This window comes from Mycobacterium sp. E1386, assembly GCF_001672745.1.
Taxonomy (GTDB): Bacteria; Actinomycetota; Actinomycetes; order Mycobacteriales; family Mycobacteriaceae; genus Mycobacterium.
In genome coordinates, this window is record NZ_LZKH01000218.1 from 1 (window position 1) to 18,362 (window position 18,362).

Annotated in this window: 20 protein-coding genes and 1 pseudogene; 14 read left to right on the forward strand and 7 right to left on the reverse strand. The window is 67.7% G+C overall.

Translation table 11 applies throughout. The annotated features are described in order from the left end of the window. Positions 1–63: 63 nt before the first annotated feature. A pseudogene (locus A5709_RS22515) lies at positions 64–555 on the forward strand (SDR family NAD(P)-dependent oxidoreductase); the annotation flags it as partial. A 9-nt stretch (positions 556–564) separates the two neighbouring features. Here the strand turns inward: A5709_RS22515 and A5709_RS22520 are convergent. Beyond that, positions 565–1,389: a tyrosine-protein phosphatase gene (locus A5709_RS22520; RefSeq protein ID WP_068009621.1), complete on the reverse strand. Its 825-nt coding sequence runs from the start codon at positions 1,387–1,389 to the stop codon at positions 565–567. Beyond that, on the reverse strand, positions 1,382–2,602 hold the full coding sequence (locus A5709_RS22525; RefSeq protein ID WP_068122656.1) for an acyl-CoA dehydrogenase family protein: 1,221 nt from the start codon (positions 2,600–2,602) through the stop codon (positions 1,382–1,384). Before A5709_RS22525 ends, A5709_RS22520 begins: the two co-directional genes overlap by 8 nt. A gap of 170 nt (positions 2,603–2,772) precedes the next feature. Here A5709_RS22525 and A5709_RS22530 point away from each other — a divergent pair, with 170 nt between their 5' ends. The 4 genes from A5709_RS22530 to A5709_RS22545 all read left to right on the forward strand — a co-directional run bounded on the left by A5709_RS22530 (position 2,773) and on the right by A5709_RS22545 (position 6,315). Next, positions 2,773–3,234, forward strand: a complete 462-nt coding sequence (locus A5709_RS22530) for a nuclear transport factor 2 family protein (RefSeq protein ID WP_067946953.1) — start codon at positions 2,773–2,775, stop codon at positions 3,232–3,234. Positions 3,235–3,461: 227 nt separating this feature from the next. After that, complete coding sequence (locus A5709_RS22535) at positions 3,462–4,559, forward strand: Re/Si-specific NAD(P)(+) transhydrogenase subunit alpha (protein ID WP_067946812.1); 1,098 nt, start codon at positions 3,462–3,464, stop codon at positions 4,557–4,559. 2 nt (positions 4,560–4,561) lie between these two features. Beyond that, entirely contained in the window at positions 4,562–4,891 is a 330-nt protein-coding gene (locus A5709_RS22540; RefSeq protein WP_066949393.1) for an NAD(P) transhydrogenase subunit alpha, read from the forward strand. Then, positions 4,888–6,315: an NAD(P)(+) transhydrogenase (Re/Si-specific) subunit beta gene (locus A5709_RS22545; RefSeq protein ID WP_067946810.1), complete on the forward strand. Its 1,428-nt coding sequence runs from the start codon at positions 4,888–4,890 to the stop codon at positions 6,313–6,315. The genes A5709_RS22540 and A5709_RS22545 overlap by 4 nt, the downstream gene beginning before the upstream one ends. Positions 6,316–6,324: 9 nt before the next feature. Here A5709_RS22545 and A5709_RS28220 read toward each other — a convergent pair whose 3' ends face one another. Beyond that, entirely contained in the window at positions 6,325–6,450 is a 126-nt protein-coding gene (locus A5709_RS28220) for a hypothetical protein (protein WP_090419821.1), read from the reverse strand. A gap of 164 nt (positions 6,451–6,614) precedes the next feature. On the opposite strand from A5709_RS28220, the gene A5709_RS22550 reads away from it, so the two are divergent. Then, on the forward strand, positions 6,615–7,238 hold the full coding sequence (locus tag A5709_RS22550) for a TetR/AcrR family transcriptional regulator (protein ID WP_067946808.1): 624 nt from the start codon (positions 6,615–6,617) through the stop codon (positions 7,236–7,238). Here A5709_RS22550 and A5709_RS22555 read toward each other — a convergent pair. Further along, a complete protein-coding gene (locus A5709_RS22555; RefSeq protein ID WP_068122605.1) occupies positions 7,235–8,140 on the reverse strand; it encodes an alpha/beta hydrolase in 906 nt (301 codons plus the stop codon). The two genes, A5709_RS22550 and A5709_RS22555, sit on opposite strands and share 4 nt — an antisense overlap. A 110-nt stretch (positions 8,141–8,250) precedes the next feature. On the opposite strand from A5709_RS22555, the gene A5709_RS22560 reads away from it, so the two are divergent. The 4 genes from A5709_RS22560 (at position 8,251) to A5709_RS22575 (ending at position 11,922) form a co-directional block, all read left to right on the forward strand. Beyond that, on the forward strand, positions 8,251–9,351 hold the full coding sequence (locus A5709_RS22560; protein WP_068122607.1) for a diacylglycerol kinase: 1,101 nt from the start codon (positions 8,251–8,253) through the stop codon (positions 9,349–9,351). Between the two features lie 16 nt (positions 9,352–9,367). Beyond that, positions 9,368–10,108, forward strand: coding sequence for a glucose 1-dehydrogenase (locus tag A5709_RS22565; protein WP_067946802.1), 741 nt, complete (start codon positions 9,368–9,370; stop codon positions 10,106–10,108). A gap of 88 nt (positions 10,109–10,196) precedes the next feature. Then, positions 10,197–11,537 carry an FAD-binding oxidoreductase gene (locus A5709_RS22570; RefSeq protein WP_067946951.1) on the forward strand — a complete coding sequence of 447 codons (1,341 nt, stop codon included), beginning with the start codon at positions 10,197–10,199 and terminating at the stop codon, positions 11,535–11,537. Between the two features lie 34 nt (positions 11,538–11,571). Then, positions 11,572–11,922, forward strand: coding sequence for a hypothetical protein (locus A5709_RS22575; protein WP_068122609.1), 351 nt, complete (start codon positions 11,572–11,574; stop codon positions 11,920–11,922). Here A5709_RS22575 and A5709_RS22580 read toward each other — a convergent pair. The 3 genes from A5709_RS22580 to A5709_RS22590 are packed head-to-tail and all read right to left on the reverse strand — an operon-like array spanning position 11,919 to position 14,158. Further along, positions 11,919–12,461, reverse strand: a complete 543-nt coding sequence (locus A5709_RS22580) for a TetR/AcrR family transcriptional regulator (RefSeq protein ID WP_067946798.1) — start codon at positions 12,459–12,461, stop codon at positions 11,919–11,921. The two genes, A5709_RS22575 and A5709_RS22580, sit on opposite strands and share 4 nt — an antisense overlap. A gap of 28 nt (positions 12,462–12,489) precedes the next feature. Continuing rightward, complete coding sequence (locus tag A5709_RS22585) at positions 12,490–13,326, reverse strand: thioesterase family protein (protein ID WP_067946796.1); 837 nt, start codon at positions 13,324–13,326, stop codon at positions 12,490–12,492. Positions 13,327–13,339: 13 nt separating this feature from the next. Then, positions 13,340–14,158 (reverse strand): SMP-30/gluconolactonase/LRE family protein, encoded by an 819-nt coding sequence (locus A5709_RS22590; protein WP_068122615.1) that lies wholly within the window; start codon positions 14,156–14,158, stop codon positions 13,340–13,342. A gap of 322 nt (positions 14,159–14,480) precedes the next feature. Here A5709_RS22590 and A5709_RS22595 point away from each other — a divergent pair, with 322 nt between their 5' ends. The 4 genes from A5709_RS22595 to A5709_RS22610 all read left to right on the forward strand — a co-directional run bounded on the left by A5709_RS22595 (position 14,481) and on the right by A5709_RS22610 (position 18,284). Then, a complete protein-coding gene (locus A5709_RS22595) occupies positions 14,481–15,362 on the forward strand; it encodes an acyl-CoA thioesterase II (protein ID WP_068122658.1) in 882 nt (293 codons plus the stop codon). 15 nt (positions 15,363–15,377) lie between these two features. Then, on the forward strand, positions 15,378–16,298 hold the full coding sequence (locus A5709_RS22600; RefSeq protein WP_068122619.1) for an LLM class F420-dependent oxidoreductase: 921 nt from the start codon (positions 15,378–15,380) through the stop codon (positions 16,296–16,298). Beyond that, complete coding sequence (locus tag A5709_RS22605; protein ID WP_068122622.1) at positions 16,298–17,473, forward strand: acyl-CoA dehydrogenase family protein; 1,176 nt, start codon at positions 16,298–16,300, stop codon at positions 17,471–17,473. Before A5709_RS22600 ends, A5709_RS22605 begins: the two co-directional genes overlap by 1 nt. A gap of 82 nt (positions 17,474–17,555) precedes the next feature. After that, entirely contained in the window at positions 17,556–18,284 is a 729-nt protein-coding gene (locus A5709_RS22610) for a ZIP family metal transporter (protein WP_068122625.1), read from the forward strand. Positions 18,285–18,362: the final 78 nt, after the last annotated feature.

An 18,362-nucleotide genomic window follows, 5' to 3' on the forward strand; every position in this document is an offset into this window, starting at 1 on the left:
GCCTAGCAAGCGAATTGGAGCAGTGGTCAGAACATCCGGCGGGCCATCTTGAAGGCCCGCGCCGTGTACGGCGGGTACAACGTGCTGCGCGCCGCCTGGCCGCATTTCCGGGAGCAGAGCTACGGCCGGGTCGTCGTCGCCACTTCCACCAGCGGCCTGTTCGGCAACTTCGGGCAGACCAACTACGGCGCGGCCAAACTGGGCCTGGTCGGCATGATCAACACGCTGGCGCAGGAGGGGGCGAAGTACAACATCCACGCCAACGCCGTCGCGCCGATCGCGGCCACCCGGATGACCGAGGACATCCTGCCCAAGGAGGTGCTCGAGAAGCTGACGCCCGAGTATGTTGCGCCGGTGGTGGCCTACCTGTGCACCGAGGAAAACCCGAACACCGCTTCAGTTTTCGTCGTCGGCGGGGGCAAGGTGCAGCGGGTGGCGCTGTTCCAGAACGAGGGCGCCAACTTCGACAAGCCGCCGACGGTCGAGGACGTCGCCTCACACTGGTCGGAGATCGACGACCTGTCCGCGGCCAAGCAGGCCAACTTCAAGCTGTAGCGGGCCGGGTCAGACGAGCAGTTCGTTGCGCAGGCGGTCCACCACCGCCTGCGCAATGCCTGCGTCGCGCAGATAGGCGTCCAGCGAGCCGTACGTCTCATCGATCGCTTGGCGCGCGGCCGCCAGATACTCCGGGCGGACGCCGAGGACACCGTCGGCGAGGCGTGCCTTGGTGAACGTCACGACCTCCGGGGTCAGCTCGACGTCGGAGCGCTGCTGGATCATCTCGTAGATGTGGTCTCGCAGTTGAGGTACCGCGGCGTTGCTGCGCAGGTAGTCGGCGACGATGGTGTCGCGATCGATGCCGACCGTCTCCAGCACCGTGGCGATCACAAAGCCGGTGCGGTCCTTGCCCGCAAAGCAGTGGGTGAGCACCGCACGCCCGGCCGCCAGCAACGAAAAGACATGGTGCACAGCGCGTTGCGCTCCGTTGCGAAACGGGAATTGCCGGTATTCGTCGATCATGTGGCGGACGGCCGCCTCGTTGACGGCCTCGTCGGACTGGTCGGGATCGCCAGCGAACAGCCGCCGAAACGCGGTCTCGTGTGGCGCGTCGTCTTCGGTCTGCTCCTCGTCACCAAGGTCGGGAAAGGGCAGCAGATGGATGTCGACGCCGTCGGGAACCAATCCCGGTCCGCGGCGGGCAACCTCGCGTGCGGCGCGCAGATCGGCGACGTCGGTGATGGCCAACTCGCGCAGTGTCGCGCGGCCCTCGTCGTCGAGGCGGCTCAGCTCACCGGACCGGAACAGCCGTCCGGGCCGTAGCCCGGGTGTCTCGTCGGCGACATCGCGAAAGTTCCACGCGCCGGACAGCTCCCGCAGTGTTTCAGTCATGCGAGGTGACCGCCGCGGCGAGCGGGGACTTCTCCCGGCCGAGCTCGGCGCGCGCGATGGTCCGCATGTGTACCTCGTCGGGACCGTCGAAGAGGCGCATCGCCCGGTGCCAGGCGTACATGCGGGCCAGCACCGTGTCCTCGCTGACGCCCGCGGCCCCGTGCACCTGAATAGCACGGTCGATCACGTTGCACGCCACCTGCGGCGCGACCGCCTTGATCTGCGAGACCAGCGTGTGCGCGGCCTTATTCCCTTGCTGGTCGATCGTCCACGCCGCCTTCTCGCACAACAGCCGCGCCTGATCGATCTCGTTGCGGGACTTGGCAATCGCCTCGCGCACCACGCCCTGCTCGGCCAGCGGGCGGCCGAATGCCACCCGGTTCTGCGCCCGGTCCACCATCAGGGCCAGCGCCCGTTCGGAGCCGCCCAGCGCACGCATGCAGTGGTGGATGCGGCCCGGGCCCAGCCTCGCCTGCGCGATCGCGAAGCCCCCGCCCTCTTCGCCCAGCAGGTTGGTGACGGGCACCCGGACGTTGTCGTAGATGATCTCGCAGTGCCCCGGCTGGTCCTGGAAGCCGAACACCGTGGTGGAGCGGACCACGGTCACGCCCGGCGTGTCAATCGGCACCAGCACCATCGACTGCTGCTGGTGGCTTGCCGCCTCGGGGTTGGTGCGGCCCATCACGATGAGGATCTTGCAGCGCGGGTCGGACGCCCCCGACGTCCACCACTTGCGGCCGTTGATCACGTAGTCGCCACCGTCGCGCACGATGGAGGTCTCGATGTTGCGGGCGTCGCTGCTGGCGACCGCCGGCTCGGTCATCGAAAAGCCGCTGCGGATCTCACCGTTGAGCAACGGCTCCAGCCACTGCTTGCGCTGTTCCTCGGTGGCGAACAGGTGCAGGGTCTCCATGTTGCCGGTGTCGGGCGCCGCGCAGTTGAGCGCCTCGGGGGCGATCTCCAGGCTCCAGCCGCTGATCTCGGCCAGGGGCGCGTATTCCAGGTTGGTCAAACCCGACTCGGCCGGCAGGAACAGGTTCCACAGGCCGCGCTCCCGGGCCTTGGTCTTGAGCTCCTCGATGATCGGCGGGACCGTGTGATCGTTGGGGCCGGCCTCGTCTCGGTACTTGTCGTATTCGGCCTCGGCCGGGAAGACGTGCTCGGTCATGAAGTCGGTCAATCGCTTGTGGTAATCGTTGGCTTTGGCCGACATCGCGAAGTCCATGCCGCCACCATAGGACACGTGCCGCGACGGCCCATATGGCCGAGCCTTATTGGTCACCTTCGCGACACTGAAACCACGCACACGACACGCCGCGAGGAGTGTGCCTGATTGCAGGCTCGAGGTGTGGTCCGCGATCGCGACGGCGCACGATGGACGCCATGACCGAATCCCGTCCGCCGTTCCCCCCGTTCACCGCTGAGACCGCCCTGGAGAAGGTGCAGGCCGCCGAGGACGCGTGGAACACCTGCGATCCGCACCGCGTCAGCCTGGCGTACACGCCTGACTCGCAGTGGCGCAATCGCGACGAACATGTCGTGGGTCGGGAAGCGATCGTGGCGTTCCTGACCCGCAAGTGGCAGCGTGAGCTCGACTACGCGTTGCGAAAAAGTTTGTGGGACTTCCACGGCAACCGGATCGCCGTGCGGTTTCAGTACGAGTGCCACGACGCGAGCGGCCAGTGGTATCGCAGCTACGGCAACGAGCTGTGGGAGTTCTCGCCGTCGGGGTTGATGGCGCGCCGCGAGGCCAGCATCAACGACGTGCGGATCGACGAGTCCGAACGCCGCTACTTCGGGCCCCGGCCGGCGGCGGAACACGGGCAGGACATCCCGCTCTGGTAGCCAACCGGCCACAACGCGGTCTTGTGGGTCCACAACGCCGCGGCCGCTACTGCGTGCGCCTCGGGTAACGAACCATCGACGGGAGTCCATCTGCCGCGCCGGCGGTGTCCCGCCCGGTCGATCGCACGTCCGGGGCGAAACCCGGCAGGCGTTAAGGTAGCGAAGCGTGCGGCCAGCCAGCGGCACATCAAACGGCAGGAAAGTGCGGGAAAGCAGATGTACGCGCCATGACAGATGCGCAGACGACGGTAGGGGTGGTCGCCGAGTCCGGGTCCGACGAGCGACGGGTCGCGCTGGTACCCAAGGCGGTGGCGGCGCTGATCAGCGGCGGTGTGGCCGTGGTGGTCGAGTCGGGCGCGGGCGAGGGCGCGTTGCTCCCTGACCAGCTCTACACCGAGGCCGGCGCCAGCATCGGGGACGCCTGGGCCGCCGACGTCGTCGTCAAGGTGGCGCCGCCGACCAAAGAGGAGGTCGGCAGGTTGCGCCGCGGGCAGACCTTGATCGGGTTCCTGGCGCCGCGCAACGCCGACAACTCGATCGGCGCCCTCACCGAGGCCGGGGTGCAGGCGTTCGCGCTCGAGGCGATCCCGCGGATCTCGCGCGCCCAGGTCATGGATGCGCTGTCGTCGCAGGCCAACGTCGCCGGCTATAAGGCCGTGCTACTGGCGGCGTCCGAGTCGACCCGGTTCTTCCCGATGCTGACGACCGCGGCCGGCACCGTGAAGCCGGCGAGCGTGCTGGTGCTCGGCGTCGGGGTGGCCGGGTTGCAGGCGCTGGCGACGGCCAAGCGGCTGGGCGCGCGCACCTCCGGCTACGACGTGCGCCCGGAGGTTGCCGACCAGGTCCGTTCGGTGGGAGCCCAGTGGCTCGACATCGGCATCGACGCGGCCGGTGAGGGCGGGTACGCCCGCGAGCTCACCGAGGAAGAACGCGCCCAGCAGCAGGAATCCCTGGAGAAGGCGATCGCCGGGTTCGACGTGGTGATCACCACCGCGTTGGTCCCGGGGCGCCCCGCGCCGCGGCTGGTGACCGCCGCGGCGGTGGAGTCGATGAAGCCCGGCAGCGTGGTGGTCGACCTGGCGGGGGAGACCGGGGGCAACTGCGAACTGACCGAACCGGGGCGGACGGTCGTCAAGCACGACGTCACCATCGCCTCGCCGCTGAACCTGCCGGCAACCATGCCCGAGCACGCCAGCGAGCTCTACAGCAAGAACATCACGGCGCTCCTGGACCTGTTGATCAAAGACGGCAAGCTGGCCCCCGACTTCGACGACGAGGTCGTCGCGGCGGCCTGTGTCACGCGGGCCGGAAAAGAGGACTCCTAGACATGTACGACGAGCTGTTGGCCAATCTGGCGATCCTGGTGCTGTCCGGGTTCGTCGGGTTCGCGGTCATTTCCAAGGTGCCCAACACGCTGCACACGCCGCTGATGTCGGGGACCAACGCCATCCACGGCATCGTGGTGCTCGGCGCGCTGGTGGTCTTCGGCGAGGTTGAACATCCATCGCTGGCGGTGCAGATCATCCTGTTCGTCGCGGTGGTGTTCGGGACGCTCAACGTGATCGGCGGCTTCATCGTCACCGACCGGATGCTGGGCATGTTCAAAGGCAAGAAGAAGGCCGCGCCCGTAAAGACCGAAGACCTGGCGGCGAAATGAACTATTTGGTCACCGTTCTCTACATCATTTCGTTCGCCCTCTTCATCTACGGCTTGATGGGCCTGACCGGGCCCAAGACCGCGGTGCGGGGCAACCTGATCGCCGCGGTCGGCATGGCCATCGCGGTCGCCGCGACCCTGATCAAGATCCGGCACACCGAGTCGTGGGTGCTCATCATCGCCGGCCTGGTCGTGGGCGTCGTGCTTGGTGTGCCGCCGGCGCGGCTGACCAAGATGACCGCCATGCCGCAGCTGGTGGCGTTCTTCAACGGCGTCGGCGGCGGCACGGTCGCGCTCATCGCGCTAGCGGAATTCATTGAGACCAAAGGATTTTCGGCGTTCCAACACGGGGAGTCGCCGACCGTTCACATCGTGGTCGCGTCGCTGTTCGCCGCGATCATCGGGTCGATCTCGTTCTGGGGATCGATCATCGCCTTCGGCAAGCTGCAGGAGATCATCTCCGGCTCGCCGATCGGCTTCGGCAAGGTTCAGCAGCCGATCAACCTGCTGCTGCTGGCGGCGGCGGTGGCCGCCGCGGTCATCGTCGGCATCCACGCCCACCCCGGGACAGGTGGGGCGTCGCTCTGGTGGATGATCGGCCTCCTCGTCGCCGCGGGTGTGCTCGGCCTGATGGTGGTGCTGCCCATCGGCGGCGCCGACATGCCGGTGGTCATCTCGCTGCTCAACGCGATGACCGGGCTGTCGGCCGCGGCGGCCGGTCTGGCGCTCAACAACACCGCGATGATCGTGGCCGGCATGATCGTCGGCGCGTCCGGTTCGATCCTGACCAACCTGATGGCCAAGGCGATGAACCGTTCCATCCCGGCGATCGTCGCCGGCGGTTTCGGCGGTGGGGGCGTGGCCCCGGGCGCCGGCGGGGACGGCGGCGACAAACACGTCAAGGCGACCTCGGCCGCCGACGCCGCGATCCAGATGGCGTACGCCAACCAGGTGATCGTGGTGCCCGGCTACGGGCTGGCGGTCGCGCAGGCCCAGCACGCCGTCAAGGACATGGCCAGCCTGCTCGAGGAAAAGGGCGTGCCGGTGAAGTACGCCATTCACCCGGTCGCGGGGCGGATGCCCGGTCACATGAACGTGCTGCTGGCCGAGGCGGAAGTCGACTACGACGCCATGAAGGACATGGACGACATCAACGACGAGTTCTCCCGCACCGACGTCGCGATCGTCATCGGCGCCAACGACGTCACCAACCCGGCGGCCCGCAACGAGCAATCGAGTCCGATATACGGCATGCCCATCCTGAACGTGGACAAAGCCAAGTCGGTGATCGTCCTCAAGCGGTCGATGAATTCCGGGTTCGCGGGCATCGACAACCCGCTGTTCTACGCCGACGGGACGACGATGCTGTTCGGGGATGCGAAGAAGTCGGTGACCGAGGTCGCCGAGGAACTGAAAGCGCTCTAGCGGCGCCGGCTAGACCGGCGGGTAGGCGGGTGGCGGGTAGCCGTTGCCGTCGACGACGCCACGCAGACCCCACGGCACGTAGCGGAAGAAGAACTCGATTTCGTCGCTAGCGTCGTAGTCCGGGTTCGGATCCATGAGGCCACCCCTCCAGTCGCGACTTGAGCTTTCGTGAAGCGAGTCTAGTCCCATCCTCGTCGGGACGACACCTGGCGTTTGCCTAGACTGTCCAACCAGTTGATTGATAATGGGCCTTGCCTGGCACCCGACATCCGGCCCGGCAGTGAAGATAGCGAGAACAGATGCCATCCGAGAGCGGACTTACGCGGCGCGAGGAGTTGCTGGCTGTTGCGACCAAGCTGTTCGCCGCCCGCGGCTACCACGGGACCCGGATGGACGACGTCGCCGACGTGATCGGGTTGAACAAGGCGACGGTCTACCACTACTACGCCAGCAAATCCCTGATCTTGTTCGACATCTACCGGCAGGCCGCCGAGGGCACGCTGGCCGCCGTCCACGACGACCCGTCCTGGACGGCCCGCGAGGCGCTCTACCAGTACACCGTCCGCCTGCTCACCGGCATCGCAAGCGATCCCGAGCGCGCCGCCGTGTACTTCCAAGAACAGCCGTACATCACCGAATGGTTCACCAGCGAACAGGTGGCCGAGGTCCGCGAGAAGGAAGCCCAGGTCTACCAGCACGTGCACGGCCTCATCGACCGCGGGATCGCCAGCGGCGAGTTCTACCCGTGCGACTCCCACGTCCTGGCGCTCGGATACATCGGCATGACGCTGGGCGCCTACCGGTGGCTGCGGCCGAGTGGTCGGCGCAGCGCCAAGGAGATCGCGGCCGAGTTCAGCACCGCACTACTGCGCGGCCTGATCCGCGACGAAGCGATCCGCACGAGTTCTCCGCTCGGCCCCTAGCCCGGCGACGCCGCGCCCTTCAGGTGCTTGTCGAGGAAGGCGAGCTGGTCGGCCACGACACGCTCGAACGCCTCGTCGACGTAGATCGCGAAATGGCCCTCGGGATAAAGCTTGACCTCACCGCGCGGGGCCTTGGCCGCATGGCGCAGCGTCGCCGCCGCCGGAGCCACCGAGTCGGCTTCGCACACGCAGAACAGGATCGGGCAGGTGATCTTGGGCGTGAGACGTCCCGGACGATAGGTGAAGACCTGCAACGCGATGCGGGCGGCGACCTCGTTGCGTAGCTCCACACCGTCGGGAACCAGGCGCAGATAGCCGGCATACGCGTCGGGAGCGTTCAACAACGCGACCTCATCGGGCCGGCCCGCGGTCGCGACCATAACCGGGGCGCGGCCCAACCGGGCCCCGACGGCGTCGCGCACCGCCCGCGCGGTGATGCGTGCCGTGATCAACGGGTTGCTGATGGTGCGCGCGGACGCGAGACCGTCGGTGAAGGGGCATTGGACGACCGCCGCGGCGATACCCGGCAGCCGGGCCGCCGTGGCGATCACATGCCCGCCGGCAAAAGAAGTGCCCCACAACGCGATTCGTTTGGGATCGATTCCGGTGAGGGTGCGGGCGTAGGCGACCGCCGCGGCCCAGTCGGCCAGCTGCAGCCCGATATCGAGCACCTGGCGCGGCCGGCCCTCGCTGTCGCCGAAATTGCGATAGTCGAACACGAGGCAGGCGTAACCTGCCGCGCTGAATCGCTCGGCGTAGGCGTCGAGCCGCATCGTGCGCACCCCGCCCAGGCCGTGCGCCATCACCAGAAGCGGGGTGGGGCCTTCGCCAGCGGGCCGGTAGAGCCAGGCGCTGATCAGATCGCCACCGGAGGGGAATTGGACGTCTTCGCGTTCTGTCATCGGCGAGTCATTCTGCCCGAGGAGTCCAGGGTCGGTCCGCCGGTATGCGCCACAAATTTTGTGGACTAGTGTCTAGAAAAGTTTTGAGCGCTCAGAGGACGGAGACTCTCATGGCGATCCGCGTCGCGCACGTCGGTACCGGAAACGTCGGAGGGTTAGCCCTGGCCGAACTGATCACCAACCCGCAATTCGAGCTGACGGGCGTCTGCGTGTCCACCCCGGAGAAGGTCGGCAGGGACGCCGGCGAGCTGTGCGGTGTCGGCTTGGATGCGGGCGCCGTGACCGGCGTCAAGGCCGTCGCGGATCTGGATGCCATCATCGCCGCGAAGCCCGAGTGCGTCGTTTACTGCGCCATGGGCGACACCCGGCTGCCCGACGCGATGGCCGACGTGATGCGCATCCTGGCCGCCGGCATCAACGTCGTCGGCTCCTCGCCGGGGCTCCTGCAATACCCGTGGGGCGTGATGCCCGACAAGTACATCGCTCGCGTGGAAGACGCTGCCAAGCAAGGCAATTCGAGCATCTTCATCAGTGGTGTGGACCCGGGATTCGCCAACGACCTGATTCCGTTCGTGCTGGCCGGGACCTGCCAGCGCATCGATCAGGTGCGCTGCATGGAGATTCACGACTACGCGTCGTACAACGGTACCGAGGTCATGGACTACATGGGATTCGCCAAGCCCATGGACGAGATCCCCATGCTGCTGCAGCCGGGCATCCTCAGCATCGCCTGGGGAACCGCGATCCGTCAGCTGGCGGCCGGTCTCGGCATCGAGGTCGACGAGATCACCGAGTCCTACCAGCGCGAGCCCGCGCCCGAGGATTTCGACATCGCGGTCGGCCACGTGGCCAAGGGCACGGTGGCCGTACTGCAGTTCGAGATTCGCGGCATGGTCAAGGGCCACCCCGCCATCGTCATCGAACACGTCACCCGGTTGCGGCCGGACCTGCGCCCCGACCTACCCCAGCCCGCCGCGGGCGACGGCTCCTACCGCGTCGAGATCACCGGGGAGCCGTCGTACGCCGTCGACATCGTCCCGAGCAGTCGCAAGGGCGACCACAACCACGCCGCGATCGCCGGCGCCGCGGGCCGCATCGTCAACGCCATTCCGGCGGTGATCGCGGCACCGCCGGGCATCCGGAGCACCCTCGACCTGCCGCTGATAACCGGCAAAGGCCTTTACGCACCAAGCACTTTGGTGACCACCTAAACGAAAGGAGACCCGCGTGGGTCGGGTAGACGGCAAGGTAGCGCTGATCAGTGGCGGCGCTGGCGGTATGGGAGCCGAAGACGCGCGCCTGCTCGTCGAGGAAGGCGCCAAGGTCGTCATCGGCGACATTCTCGACGACCAGGGCAAGGCGCTGGCCGACGAGATCGGCGACTCCGCGCGCTATGTGCATCTCGACGTCACCCAGCCCGACCAGTGGGACGCCGCCGTCGCCACCGCGGTCGGCGAATTCGGCAAGCTCAACGTGCTGGTCAACAACGCCGGCACCGTCGCGCTCGGCCCGTTGAAAAGCTTCGATCTGGCCAAGTGGCAGAAGGTGATTGACGTCAACCTGACCGGGACCTTCCTGGGCATGCGGGCTGCGGTCGAGCCGATGATCACGGCCGGCGGCGGCTCGATCATCAACGTGTCCTCCATCGAGGGCCTGCGCGGCGCGCCCATGGTGCACCCCTACGTCGCCTCCAAGTGGGGGGTGCGCGGACTGGCGAAGTCGGCGGCATTGGAGCTGGCGCCGCACAACATTCGGGTGAACTCCGTGCACCCGGGGTTCATCCGCACCCCGATGACCGCCCACCTGCCCGAGGACATGGTGACGATCCCGCTGGGGCGTCCGGGCGAGGTTCGGGAAGTCGCGACGTTCATCCTTTTCCTGGCCAGCGACGAGTCGTCCTACTCCACCGGCAGCGAATTCATAATGGACGGTGGCCTGATCACCGACGTGAATCACAAGGAGTTCTAGCGGCGGTTCGTCGCCGAACGTGCACTCACGGCGAGAATTGGGCTTATTTTTCGCCGTCAGTGCACGTTCGGCGTAGGGGATGGTGTCGATGCTGCGCAGCCTGGCCGACGTAGTCGGATCGAACCACGTCGTCACCGATCCCGACGTGCTCGCGGGGCGCAGCGTCGACCACACGGGTCGGTACCGGGGGCGGGCCAGCGCGTTGGTGCGCCCGGGATCACCCGAGCAGGTCGCCGAGGTGCTGCGGCTGTGCCGGGACGCCGGGGCGCACGTGACGGTGCAGGGCGGCCGCACCTCGCTGGTGGCCGGCACCGTTCCCGAGCACGACGACGTGCTGCTGTCCACCGAGCGGCTGCACGCCCTCGATGACGTCGACACCGTCGAGCGACGCGTCCAGGTCGGCGCCGGGGCGACGCTGGCGGCGGTGCAACGGGCCGCGGGCGCCGCGGGCCTGCTCTTCGGCGTGGACCTGGCTGCCCGGGACACCGCGACCGTCGGGGGGATGGCCTCGACGAACGCCGGCGGCCTGCGCACGGTCCGCTACGGCAACATGGGCGAGCAGGTGCTCGGCCTGCAGGTGGCGCTCCCCGACGGGTCGCTGCTGCACCGGCACAGCCGGGTGCGCCGGGACAACACCGGCTACGACCTGTCGTCGCTGTTCGTGGGCGCCGAGGGCACCCTGGGCGTCATCACCGCGCTGGACCTGCGCCTGCACCCCACCCCGGCGCGGCAGGTGACGGCGATCTGCGGATTCGCCGAGCTGGATGCTCTCGTGGATGCCGGCCGGGCGTTTCGGGACGTGGACGGCATCGCGGCGCTGGAACTGATCGACGGCCGGGCCGCCGCGCTGACCGGCGAGCACCTCGGGGTCGGCGCACCGGTCGAGGGCGACTGGCTGCTGCTGGTGGAGCTCGCCGCTGACCACGACCAGACTGACCGGCTCGCCGAACTGCTCGACGGCGTGCGGGTGTCCTCCGAACCCGCGGTCGGGGTGGATGTCGGCGCGCAGCAGCGGTTGTGGCAGGTGCGCGAATCACTCGCCGAGGTACTGGGTGTGTACGGGCCGCCGCTGAAGTTCGACATCTCCCTGCCGCTGTCGTCGATCGACGAATTCGCCAAGGCGGCAGTCGATTTGGTCGGGGCGCTCGCGCCGGGGGCGCTGCCCTTGCTGTTCGGCCACATCGGCGAGGGCAACCTGCATCTCAACGTGTTGCGCTGCCCGGTCGAGCGGGAGAAGGCGCTGTACCAACCGATGATGGAACTGATCGCGCGATCCGGCGGCAACGTCAGCTCCGAACACGGCGTCGGCACCCGTAAGCGGCACTACCTGGGCATGTCACGCGAACCGGCGGACGTCGCGGCGATGCGGACGATCAAGGCCGCGCTGGACCCGACCGGCTACCTGAATGCGGCGGTGCTGTTCGACTAATCGTTCTTGCGCCGTCTGACATACGCTGGGCTCCATGGCATCCGGGATCTTCAGCACGCCCATCGTCGGAATCGTCAACAATTTGTTCAATGGCATGATCGACGCGCCCGTCGTCGGGCCACTGGTACGACGCGGGCTGATCAAGATTCGCTACGTCGGCAGGCGTTCGGGTAAGACGATCCAGACCCCGGTCGGGTACCGCCGCTCGGGCGACGGCATCGTCATCAACGTCATGTCGCCCGATAGCAAGACATGGTGGCGAAACTTCCTCGGCGAGGGCGGTCCGATCACGCTGCTCAACTTCGACGGCGCCGACCGCACCGGCCACGCGATCGCCGGCCGCGATGAGAAGGGCCGCGTCAAGGTCGAGGTGCGGCTCGACTAATCCGAAGGCGCCTTGATCCCGACGGCGTGCCGCAGCTGGGCCAGGAACTGGTCGGCGTCGTCGCTGCGGACGATGTAGTGCGATATCGCGATCCGGATCACGGTCGCCGCCTTCACCGCCGCGTTGGGGCCCGGCAGGTGCCGCTGCAGGCCCTCGCGCATCTGCGGGATGACCCAGGAGAACTGGGCGATGGTGTGCTCGGGCTCGACATCGACCATGCGCACGCCGGAGTACGAGTGCTGGTACTCGACGATGAACCGCAGCACGGCGTCGAGCTTGTCGACCCCCTTCAGACCGGCGGTCGCGCGGACCAGGCCGCTCTCGAAGATCTGCCGCTCGTAGCTCGAAAAGGCCGACAACAACTCCTCTTTGGACGCGAACCAGCGGTAAAGCGTCGGCCGCGAAACGCCGGCCTGGGCGGCGACGTCGGACAGGCTGAGCTTGGTTTTGCCGTTGCGGCCGAGGACCTCTGCGGTGGCGTCGAGGATGCGCTGACGCGTCGAGGTGTCAGGCTCTGCGGTCTGGGCCGGACGGCTCATATCTGCAACTCTACGAAGTGCTTCAACGTCATTTCGCTTCCCGGCCCGACTTGCCCGGGCGCGGGCGCACCAGCACCGACTGCTGGATGGCACCGACCGCGCCCTGCTCGTCGAACAGTGTGCCGATCGTGGTCCCGATGCCGTCGGGGCCGTAGCTGGTCTCGGCGCGGATGCCGATCCAATCACCGTCGGGAACCCGGAACACGTGCACGGCCAGGTCGGTGTTGAGGAACGTCCACCGGCTGATGTCCAGCTTGCTGCCGATGCCGTTGGCGCAGTCCGCCACCGAGAAGAGGCGCTCCAGCGGTGTCATGCTCTCGCCGGTGACCAGGTCCGCGTTCGGGTGGATCCACGATTCGCCCGGACCCTCGCTCAGCGGCTCGGTCAGCCACAGCCAGTCCAGGCTGTGCACGTAGTTGCGGTCCCAGTCCCGTGCCTTGAGGTTGCGGTTGCGCGCCTGGCTGCGCGGCCCGGGCATTTCAGGCGCGGCGTGAGCCACCGCTCGCGTGTCCAGCGTCTGCAACCGCCATCCGCTGGCCCGGGCCACCGGCCGGGGCTCACCATCGGGGCCCGGCGCCAGCATCTCGGCGCTGACCAGTTCGATCTGTTTCCCGCCCCGCTGCACCTGCGAGCTGACCCACAGGTCGCCCTCGGCGGGCACCCCGCCCAGCAGGTCGATGACCACGCGGGACAGGCGGGTGTCGTCGCGCTGTTCGCATCGCTCCAGCGCCCGCACCAGCAGCGCCGACACCGGCCCGCCATGCTGGATCGCCGCCGACCAGGTGCCGCGCGCCAGGTCGGTGGCGCGGAACTTCTCGCCTAACGGGTCGGCGCCGTCGATGAGCTCGTAGTAGGAGTCCGTCATCGTCAACCTCTCGTCAGGGGAGCCCGGCGCCGGGCGTGGTCACCGTGACGGCATCCAGCCGGGACAGCCGGGTGCCGACCAGGCGCCGGGGAAACGCGTCGGTGCTGGACAACAAGAACAGCGTGCGGCGTTCGGGGCCGCCGAGCGCGCAGGCGATGGCGACGCGCTCACCCATGTCGATGCGGTCGGTCACGGCGCCGCCCTCGACGATCCGCTCGAACTGGTGGGCCAGCGTCATCGAGGCCCAGACCGCGCCGTCGGCGTCGAGCGCGATGCCGTCGGGTGGCCCGTCCAGGCCGTCGGCGAAGACGCGGCGCTCGGCCAGCCCGCCGCCCGGACCGATCGTGAACGCGGTCAGCCGCCGGCCGACCGACTCGGCGACGATCAGCTTCTGCCGGTCCGGTGTGATCACCATTCCGTTCGGAAAGTCGAGGTCTTCGGCTACGACCACGGCGCTGCCGTCCGGATCGAGCCGGATGATGGCGCCGCAGCTGAAAGCCTGGCAGCCGATGTACGCACGGCCGGCGTCGTCGATGACCATGTCACCGAGGTTGACCGGTGTCAGTTCAGCGAGATCGGCGAGGGTTTCGACCGTTTCACCGTCGTAACGCAACACCTTCCGGTCTTCGGCAGAGACGATCAGGAGCGATCCGTCGGGGCGGAAACCCAGGCCCGACGGGCAGTGCCCGGGCAGCGGCAACGTGGTCAGCGAGCCGCCCATGGTCGAGGTGTGGACCGCCTCGCCCAGCATGTCGGAGAACCACAGCAATCCCTCGAACCAGCGCGGGCCCTCGCCGAAGCAGAAGCCGTTGGCCAGCGGCTCGGGAATCATCCGCGCACCCTCTCCACCGCTTTACAAAACACCGCCAAAGTGTCATGCACCGCGGGTACCGGTGTCAATCTCGTGACCGGGCAGGTTCCCGCGAGACGGCGTCCGGTTCTGCGGATCGATGCCGAAGTCGTAGCGGCTATCTGCGGACTGGGTGAAAGCGGCCTCCAAGGTCCTGGTCTCGATGCGCAATTACGTTGCCTCCCTGCGTATTTCCTCGGACAGCCGATTCACCGGGCCGCAGTCTTGTTAGCCAAGCTTTACAAATCCTGCTCAAAGTGTCACGCTGAGCCCTGAGCTGCTGGCGCGAGAGGTGGAGTGCGACTTGACCACGGAATCTGAGCAGACCGAGTGGACGGTGCAGGGCCTGCTGGACCTGTTCGACGTGCAGGCAGACGGGCAGGACCGGTTCACCGGCGACACCGGGATCGCCGCCGGCGACGAACGGCAAGTGGTGGAGGGCACCCAGGTGCTCGCCCAGGCGATCGTCGCGGTGGCCAAGCGATTCCCGAACAAGTCGGTGCGCTCGGCGCACGCGGTGTTCTCGCGAGCGGTGACCGTGGGGCCGCCGATCGAGCTCGTCCTCGACGTCGTCGCCGAGGGCCGGTCCACCGCCACCGCGGTGGTCGCCGTGCACCAAAACGGGCGGCGCTGCCTGAGCATCACGGTGCTGGCCGACGTCCCCACCGCCGACGTCATCCGCCACCACCTGCCGCGCCCCGACGTGGCCGCGCCCGGCGACGCCCACCACTCGCCAATGCCGATGGCCGGCCGGGAACTGCGCCTCGTCGACGTCGTCGACGTCAACAGCCCCGACGAGGTCGGGCCGCCGGAGCTCTACGCCTGGCTGCACTACGACCCGATCCCGGAACGGGACGACCTGGCCAAGGCGCTCATCGCCTACTTCACCGGACATCTCGGGATTTCCACCACGATGCGGGCACACTCGGGCATCGGCACCGCCCAGGCGCACCTGACGGTGTCCACCGCACCGATGAGCATCTCCGTCGCGTTCCACGAGCCGGTGCGCTGGAACGGATGGCTGCTGTACACCCACGAAAGCACCCAGGTCGGCGCGGGCATGTCGTATGTGCGCGGCACCGTGCATTCCGAGGAGGGGGAGCTGCTGTGTTCCTTCGCCCAGGAGGCGCTGATCCGCCCGCTGCGCACCACCGACACGGCCATCGATTCCCGCGCACGGTTCTAACGACCGGTCGCTGTCATGCAGTTCACCATCACCCACCCGATGCACAGCCACCCGTACAACCCGGAGCTGGTGAGCGGGGACGGCATCGGGAAGGTGGCCGCGGCCACCGAAGCGGCCGGGATTCACGGGTTCGGGTTCACCGATCACCCCGCGCCGTCGCAGCGCTGGCTGGAAGCCGGTGGGCATGACGCGTTGGATCCCTTTGTCGCACTGGGTTTCGCGGCGGCCACGACGACCATGCTGCGGCTCATCCCCAACATCGTGGTGCTGCCGTATCGAAACCCGTTCGTGGTGGCCAAGTCTGGCGCCACGCTGGATCTGCTCTCCGGCGGCCGGTTCACCCTGGCGGTCGGTGTGGGTTACCTCAAGCGTGAGTTCGCCGCGCTCGGCGTGAGCTACGACGAGCGGGCCGAGCTGTTCGAGGAAGCGTTGCAGGTGATCCGGGCGGTCTGGACCGGCGACGACATCACCTACGAGGGAAAGCATTTCAGCGCCCGCGGGATCACCGCGCACCCTCGGCCCGTCAGCGACCCGCATCCGCCGATCTGGATCGGCGGCAACACGTCGTCGGCGCGCCAGCGTGTGGCGCAGTACGGTAACGGCTGGTGTCCCTTCCCCGCCCCACCGCAACTGGCCCAGACGGCGGGCACCTCCGTCATCGACTCGGTGGCGCGCCTCACCGACGGCATCGACGACCTGCGGCGCCGGTGCGATGCCGCCGGCAGGGACTGGTCGACGATCGACATCACCTTCACCAACTTCGAGGGCGGCAGCCCCGCCGACGACGAATTCAACGCCGACGCCTATCTTGACGGCCTGGAGAAGCTGGCGAAGCTGGGCGTGACGTGGGTCAGCGTCCATCTCCCCGGCGACAGCATGGCGCACGCGCTCGAAACTCTCGACCGGTTCCGCACCCTCGTGATCGACGCGGCCTGATGGACTTCTCCCGCGTCGAACTCTCGCCCGAGGACCAGGCCTTCCGCGACGAGACTCGCGCGCTCATCGCCAAGCTAGTGACGGACGAAGTGCTCCACCGGCAGGTCGAATTCGGCGAAAACTTCGACGAGCACGTGCATCTGGCGCTGGGTGAGGTCGGCTACCTCGCATCGGATTGGAAGCTGGAGTCCGAGGGCGGGTTCAACCCGGTCCGCCGGCGCATCTTCCAACTCGAGATCGCCCGGGCCCATACGCCTTGGTATCACTGGGGCACGACGTCCGTCGTCGCCCGGCTGGTGCGGCAATTCGGGGCGCCGGAGCTCGCCGACAAGGTGGTGCCCGGTGTGCTGTCCGGCGAGATCCGGCTGTGTCTTGGCTACACCGAGCCCGAGGGCGGCTCTGACGTCGCCACCTGCAAGACGCGCGCGGTGCGGGATGGGGGCGCGTGGATCATCAACGGCGCCAAGATGTTCACATCGAACGCGCAGAACGCCCGCTACGTCTTTCTGCTCACCAACACCGACCCTCAGGGCCCGAAACACCGCAATCTGACCATGTTTCTGGTGCCCCTGGACTCGCCGGGCGTCGAAATCCAGGGCATCCGCACCCTGGACGGTGACCGCACCAACATCGTCTACTACAGCGACGTCCGCGTCGACGACCTCTACCGCATCGGTGAAGTCAACGGCGGCTGGACGGTGATGCGCGCGGCGCTCGACTCCGAGCACGGCATCGTGGACCCGGAAGACCATGGCCTGCAATACATTGCCGCGATGGCGGCGCACGGCGACCTGATGGCCGAAGTGGTCGACGCGGTCGCGGCCGTCGTCGCTGACCCCGGCCCCGACGGGCGGCGGCCGTTGGACGACGATTCCGTGAAATACCGGCTCGGCCGCAGCGCCGCCCGGATGGAGGCCGCGCTGTCGACGCCGGGGATGTTCGGGCGGGTCGCGGTCGCACAGACGATGCGCGACATCACCCCGGATCTGATGGACATTCTGGGGCCCGCGTCGGCGCTGCCCACCGAAACTAAAGGCTCCGCCACTGACGGTGCCGCAGAACATCTTTACCGGCTCGCGCTGCCGCTGGGGATCTACGGCGGAACCCTGGAAGTGTTCCGCAACATGATCGCCCAGCATGAGCTCAAGCTGGGCCGCCCGAGCTACGGCGGATAGCTTCCTCGCGTTCCGGCGCGCTAACCCTCTCTGAGGGCGCTACCTTTTCACCGAGTACCGGTCGCAGAGAGGTAGGCCCGCAGTGGTTGTTCTCGTGGCCCTGGGCTCGTTCATCACCACATTGCTGGGTGGCTACGCGGCGCTGCGGATCGGCTCCTACCGCTACCTGGTGCTGGGCCTGGCCGCCGGTCTGATGCTCGGCGCGGTGGCCTTCGACCTGCTGCCGGAAGCGATGAGCCAGACGCCATGGAGCCTGTTCGGCATACCCGCTCCACTGGTGGCCTTCGTTCTCGGCTTCCTGGTGCTGTATGCCATCGAACACACCGTCGGCATCCATCGCGGTCATGGGCCGAACGATTCGGGTGATCCGGACGCGCCCGGCGTCGGGATTCTCGCCGCTTCGGGGCTGATCGGCCACAGCCTCATGGACGGATTCGCCATCGGGGCCGCCTTTCAAGCCGGGGCCGCGGCGGGCGTCGTCGTGGCGGTGGCGGTGATCGGCCACGATTTCGCGGACGGCTTCAACACCTACACCATCACATCGCTGTACGGAAACGACCGTCGACGGGCTCTGACACTGCTGGCCGCCGACGCGGTCGCCCCGGTGGCCGGCGCGGCGCTCACCCTGGCCGTGACGATTCCCCATCGCCTGCTCGAGCTGTATCTCGGATTCTTCGCCGGTTTCCTGATGTACCTCGCCAGCGCCGACATCCTGCCGAGGGCGCACACCGGACATCGCACCCCGGTGACCCTGGCATGCACCCTCGGCGGGGTGCTGTTCATGCTGGCGATCGTCGGCCTGGCGAGCTGAGCTTACTTCGCTCCAAAGGCACTCGGCTCCAATCTATTTCGAGCCCAGGCGGCTGCCTCGGCGATGACTGCCGTCGTG

Bases quoted from the DNA above. Each gene is read 5' to 3' on its own strand.
- A5709_RS22520 (WP_068009621.1), bottom strand. From the start codon at position 1,389: ATGACTGAAACACTGCGGGAGCTGTCCGGCGCGTGGAACTTTCGCGAT.
- A5709_RS22525 (WP_068122656.1), bottom strand. From the start codon at position 2,602: ATGTCGGCCAAAGCCAACGATTACCACAAGCGATTGACCGACTTCATG.
- A5709_RS22530 (WP_067946953.1), top strand. From the start codon at position 2,773: ATGACCGAATCCCGTCCGCCGTTCCCCCCGTTCACCGCTGAGACCGCC.
- A5709_RS22535 (WP_067946812.1), top strand. From the start codon at position 3,462: ATGACAGATGCGCAGACGACGGTAGGGGTGGTCGCCGAGTCCGGGTCC.
- A5709_RS22540 (WP_066949393.1), top strand. From the start codon at position 4,562: ATGTACGACGAGCTGTTGGCCAATCTGGCGATCCTGGTGCTGTCCGGG.
- A5709_RS22545 (WP_067946810.1), top strand. From the start codon at position 4,888: ATGAACTATTTGGTCACCGTTCTCTACATCATTTCGTTCGCCCTCTTC.
- A5709_RS28220 (WP_090419821.1), bottom strand. From the start codon at position 6,450: ATGGATCCGAACCCGGACTACGACGCTAGCGACGAAATCGAGTTCTTC.
- A5709_RS22550 (WP_067946808.1), top strand. From the start codon at position 6,615: ATGCCATCCGAGAGCGGACTTACGCGGCGCGAGGAGTTGCTGGCTGTT.
- A5709_RS22555 (WP_068122605.1), bottom strand. From the start codon at position 8,140: ATGACAGAACGCGAAGACGTCCAATTCCCCTCCGGTGGCGATCTGATC.
- A5709_RS22560 (WP_068122607.1), top strand. From the start codon at position 8,251: ATGGCGATCCGCGTCGCGCACGTCGGTACCGGAAACGTCGGAGGGTTA.
- A5709_RS22570 (WP_067946951.1), top strand. From the start codon at position 10,197: ATGCTGCGCAGCCTGGCCGACGTAGTCGGATCGAACCACGTCGTCACC.
- A5709_RS22575 (WP_068122609.1), top strand. From the start codon at position 11,572: ATGGCATCCGGGATCTTCAGCACGCCCATCGTCGGAATCGTCAACAAT.
- A5709_RS22580 (WP_067946798.1), bottom strand. From the start codon at position 12,461: ATGAGCCGTCCGGCCCAGACCGCAGAGCCTGACACCTCGACGCGTCAG.
- A5709_RS22585 (WP_067946796.1), bottom strand. From the start codon at position 13,326: ATGACGGACTCCTACTACGAGCTCATCGACGGCGCCGACCCGTTAGGC.
- A5709_RS22590 (WP_068122615.1), bottom strand. From the start codon at position 14,158: ATGATTCCCGAGCCGCTGGCCAACGGCTTCTGCTTCGGCGAGGGCCCG.
- A5709_RS22600 (WP_068122619.1), top strand. From the start codon at position 15,378: ATGCAGTTCACCATCACCCACCCGATGCACAGCCACCCGTACAACCCG.
- A5709_RS22605 (WP_068122622.1), top strand. From the start codon at position 16,298: ATGGACTTCTCCCGCGTCGAACTCTCGCCCGAGGACCAGGCCTTCCGC.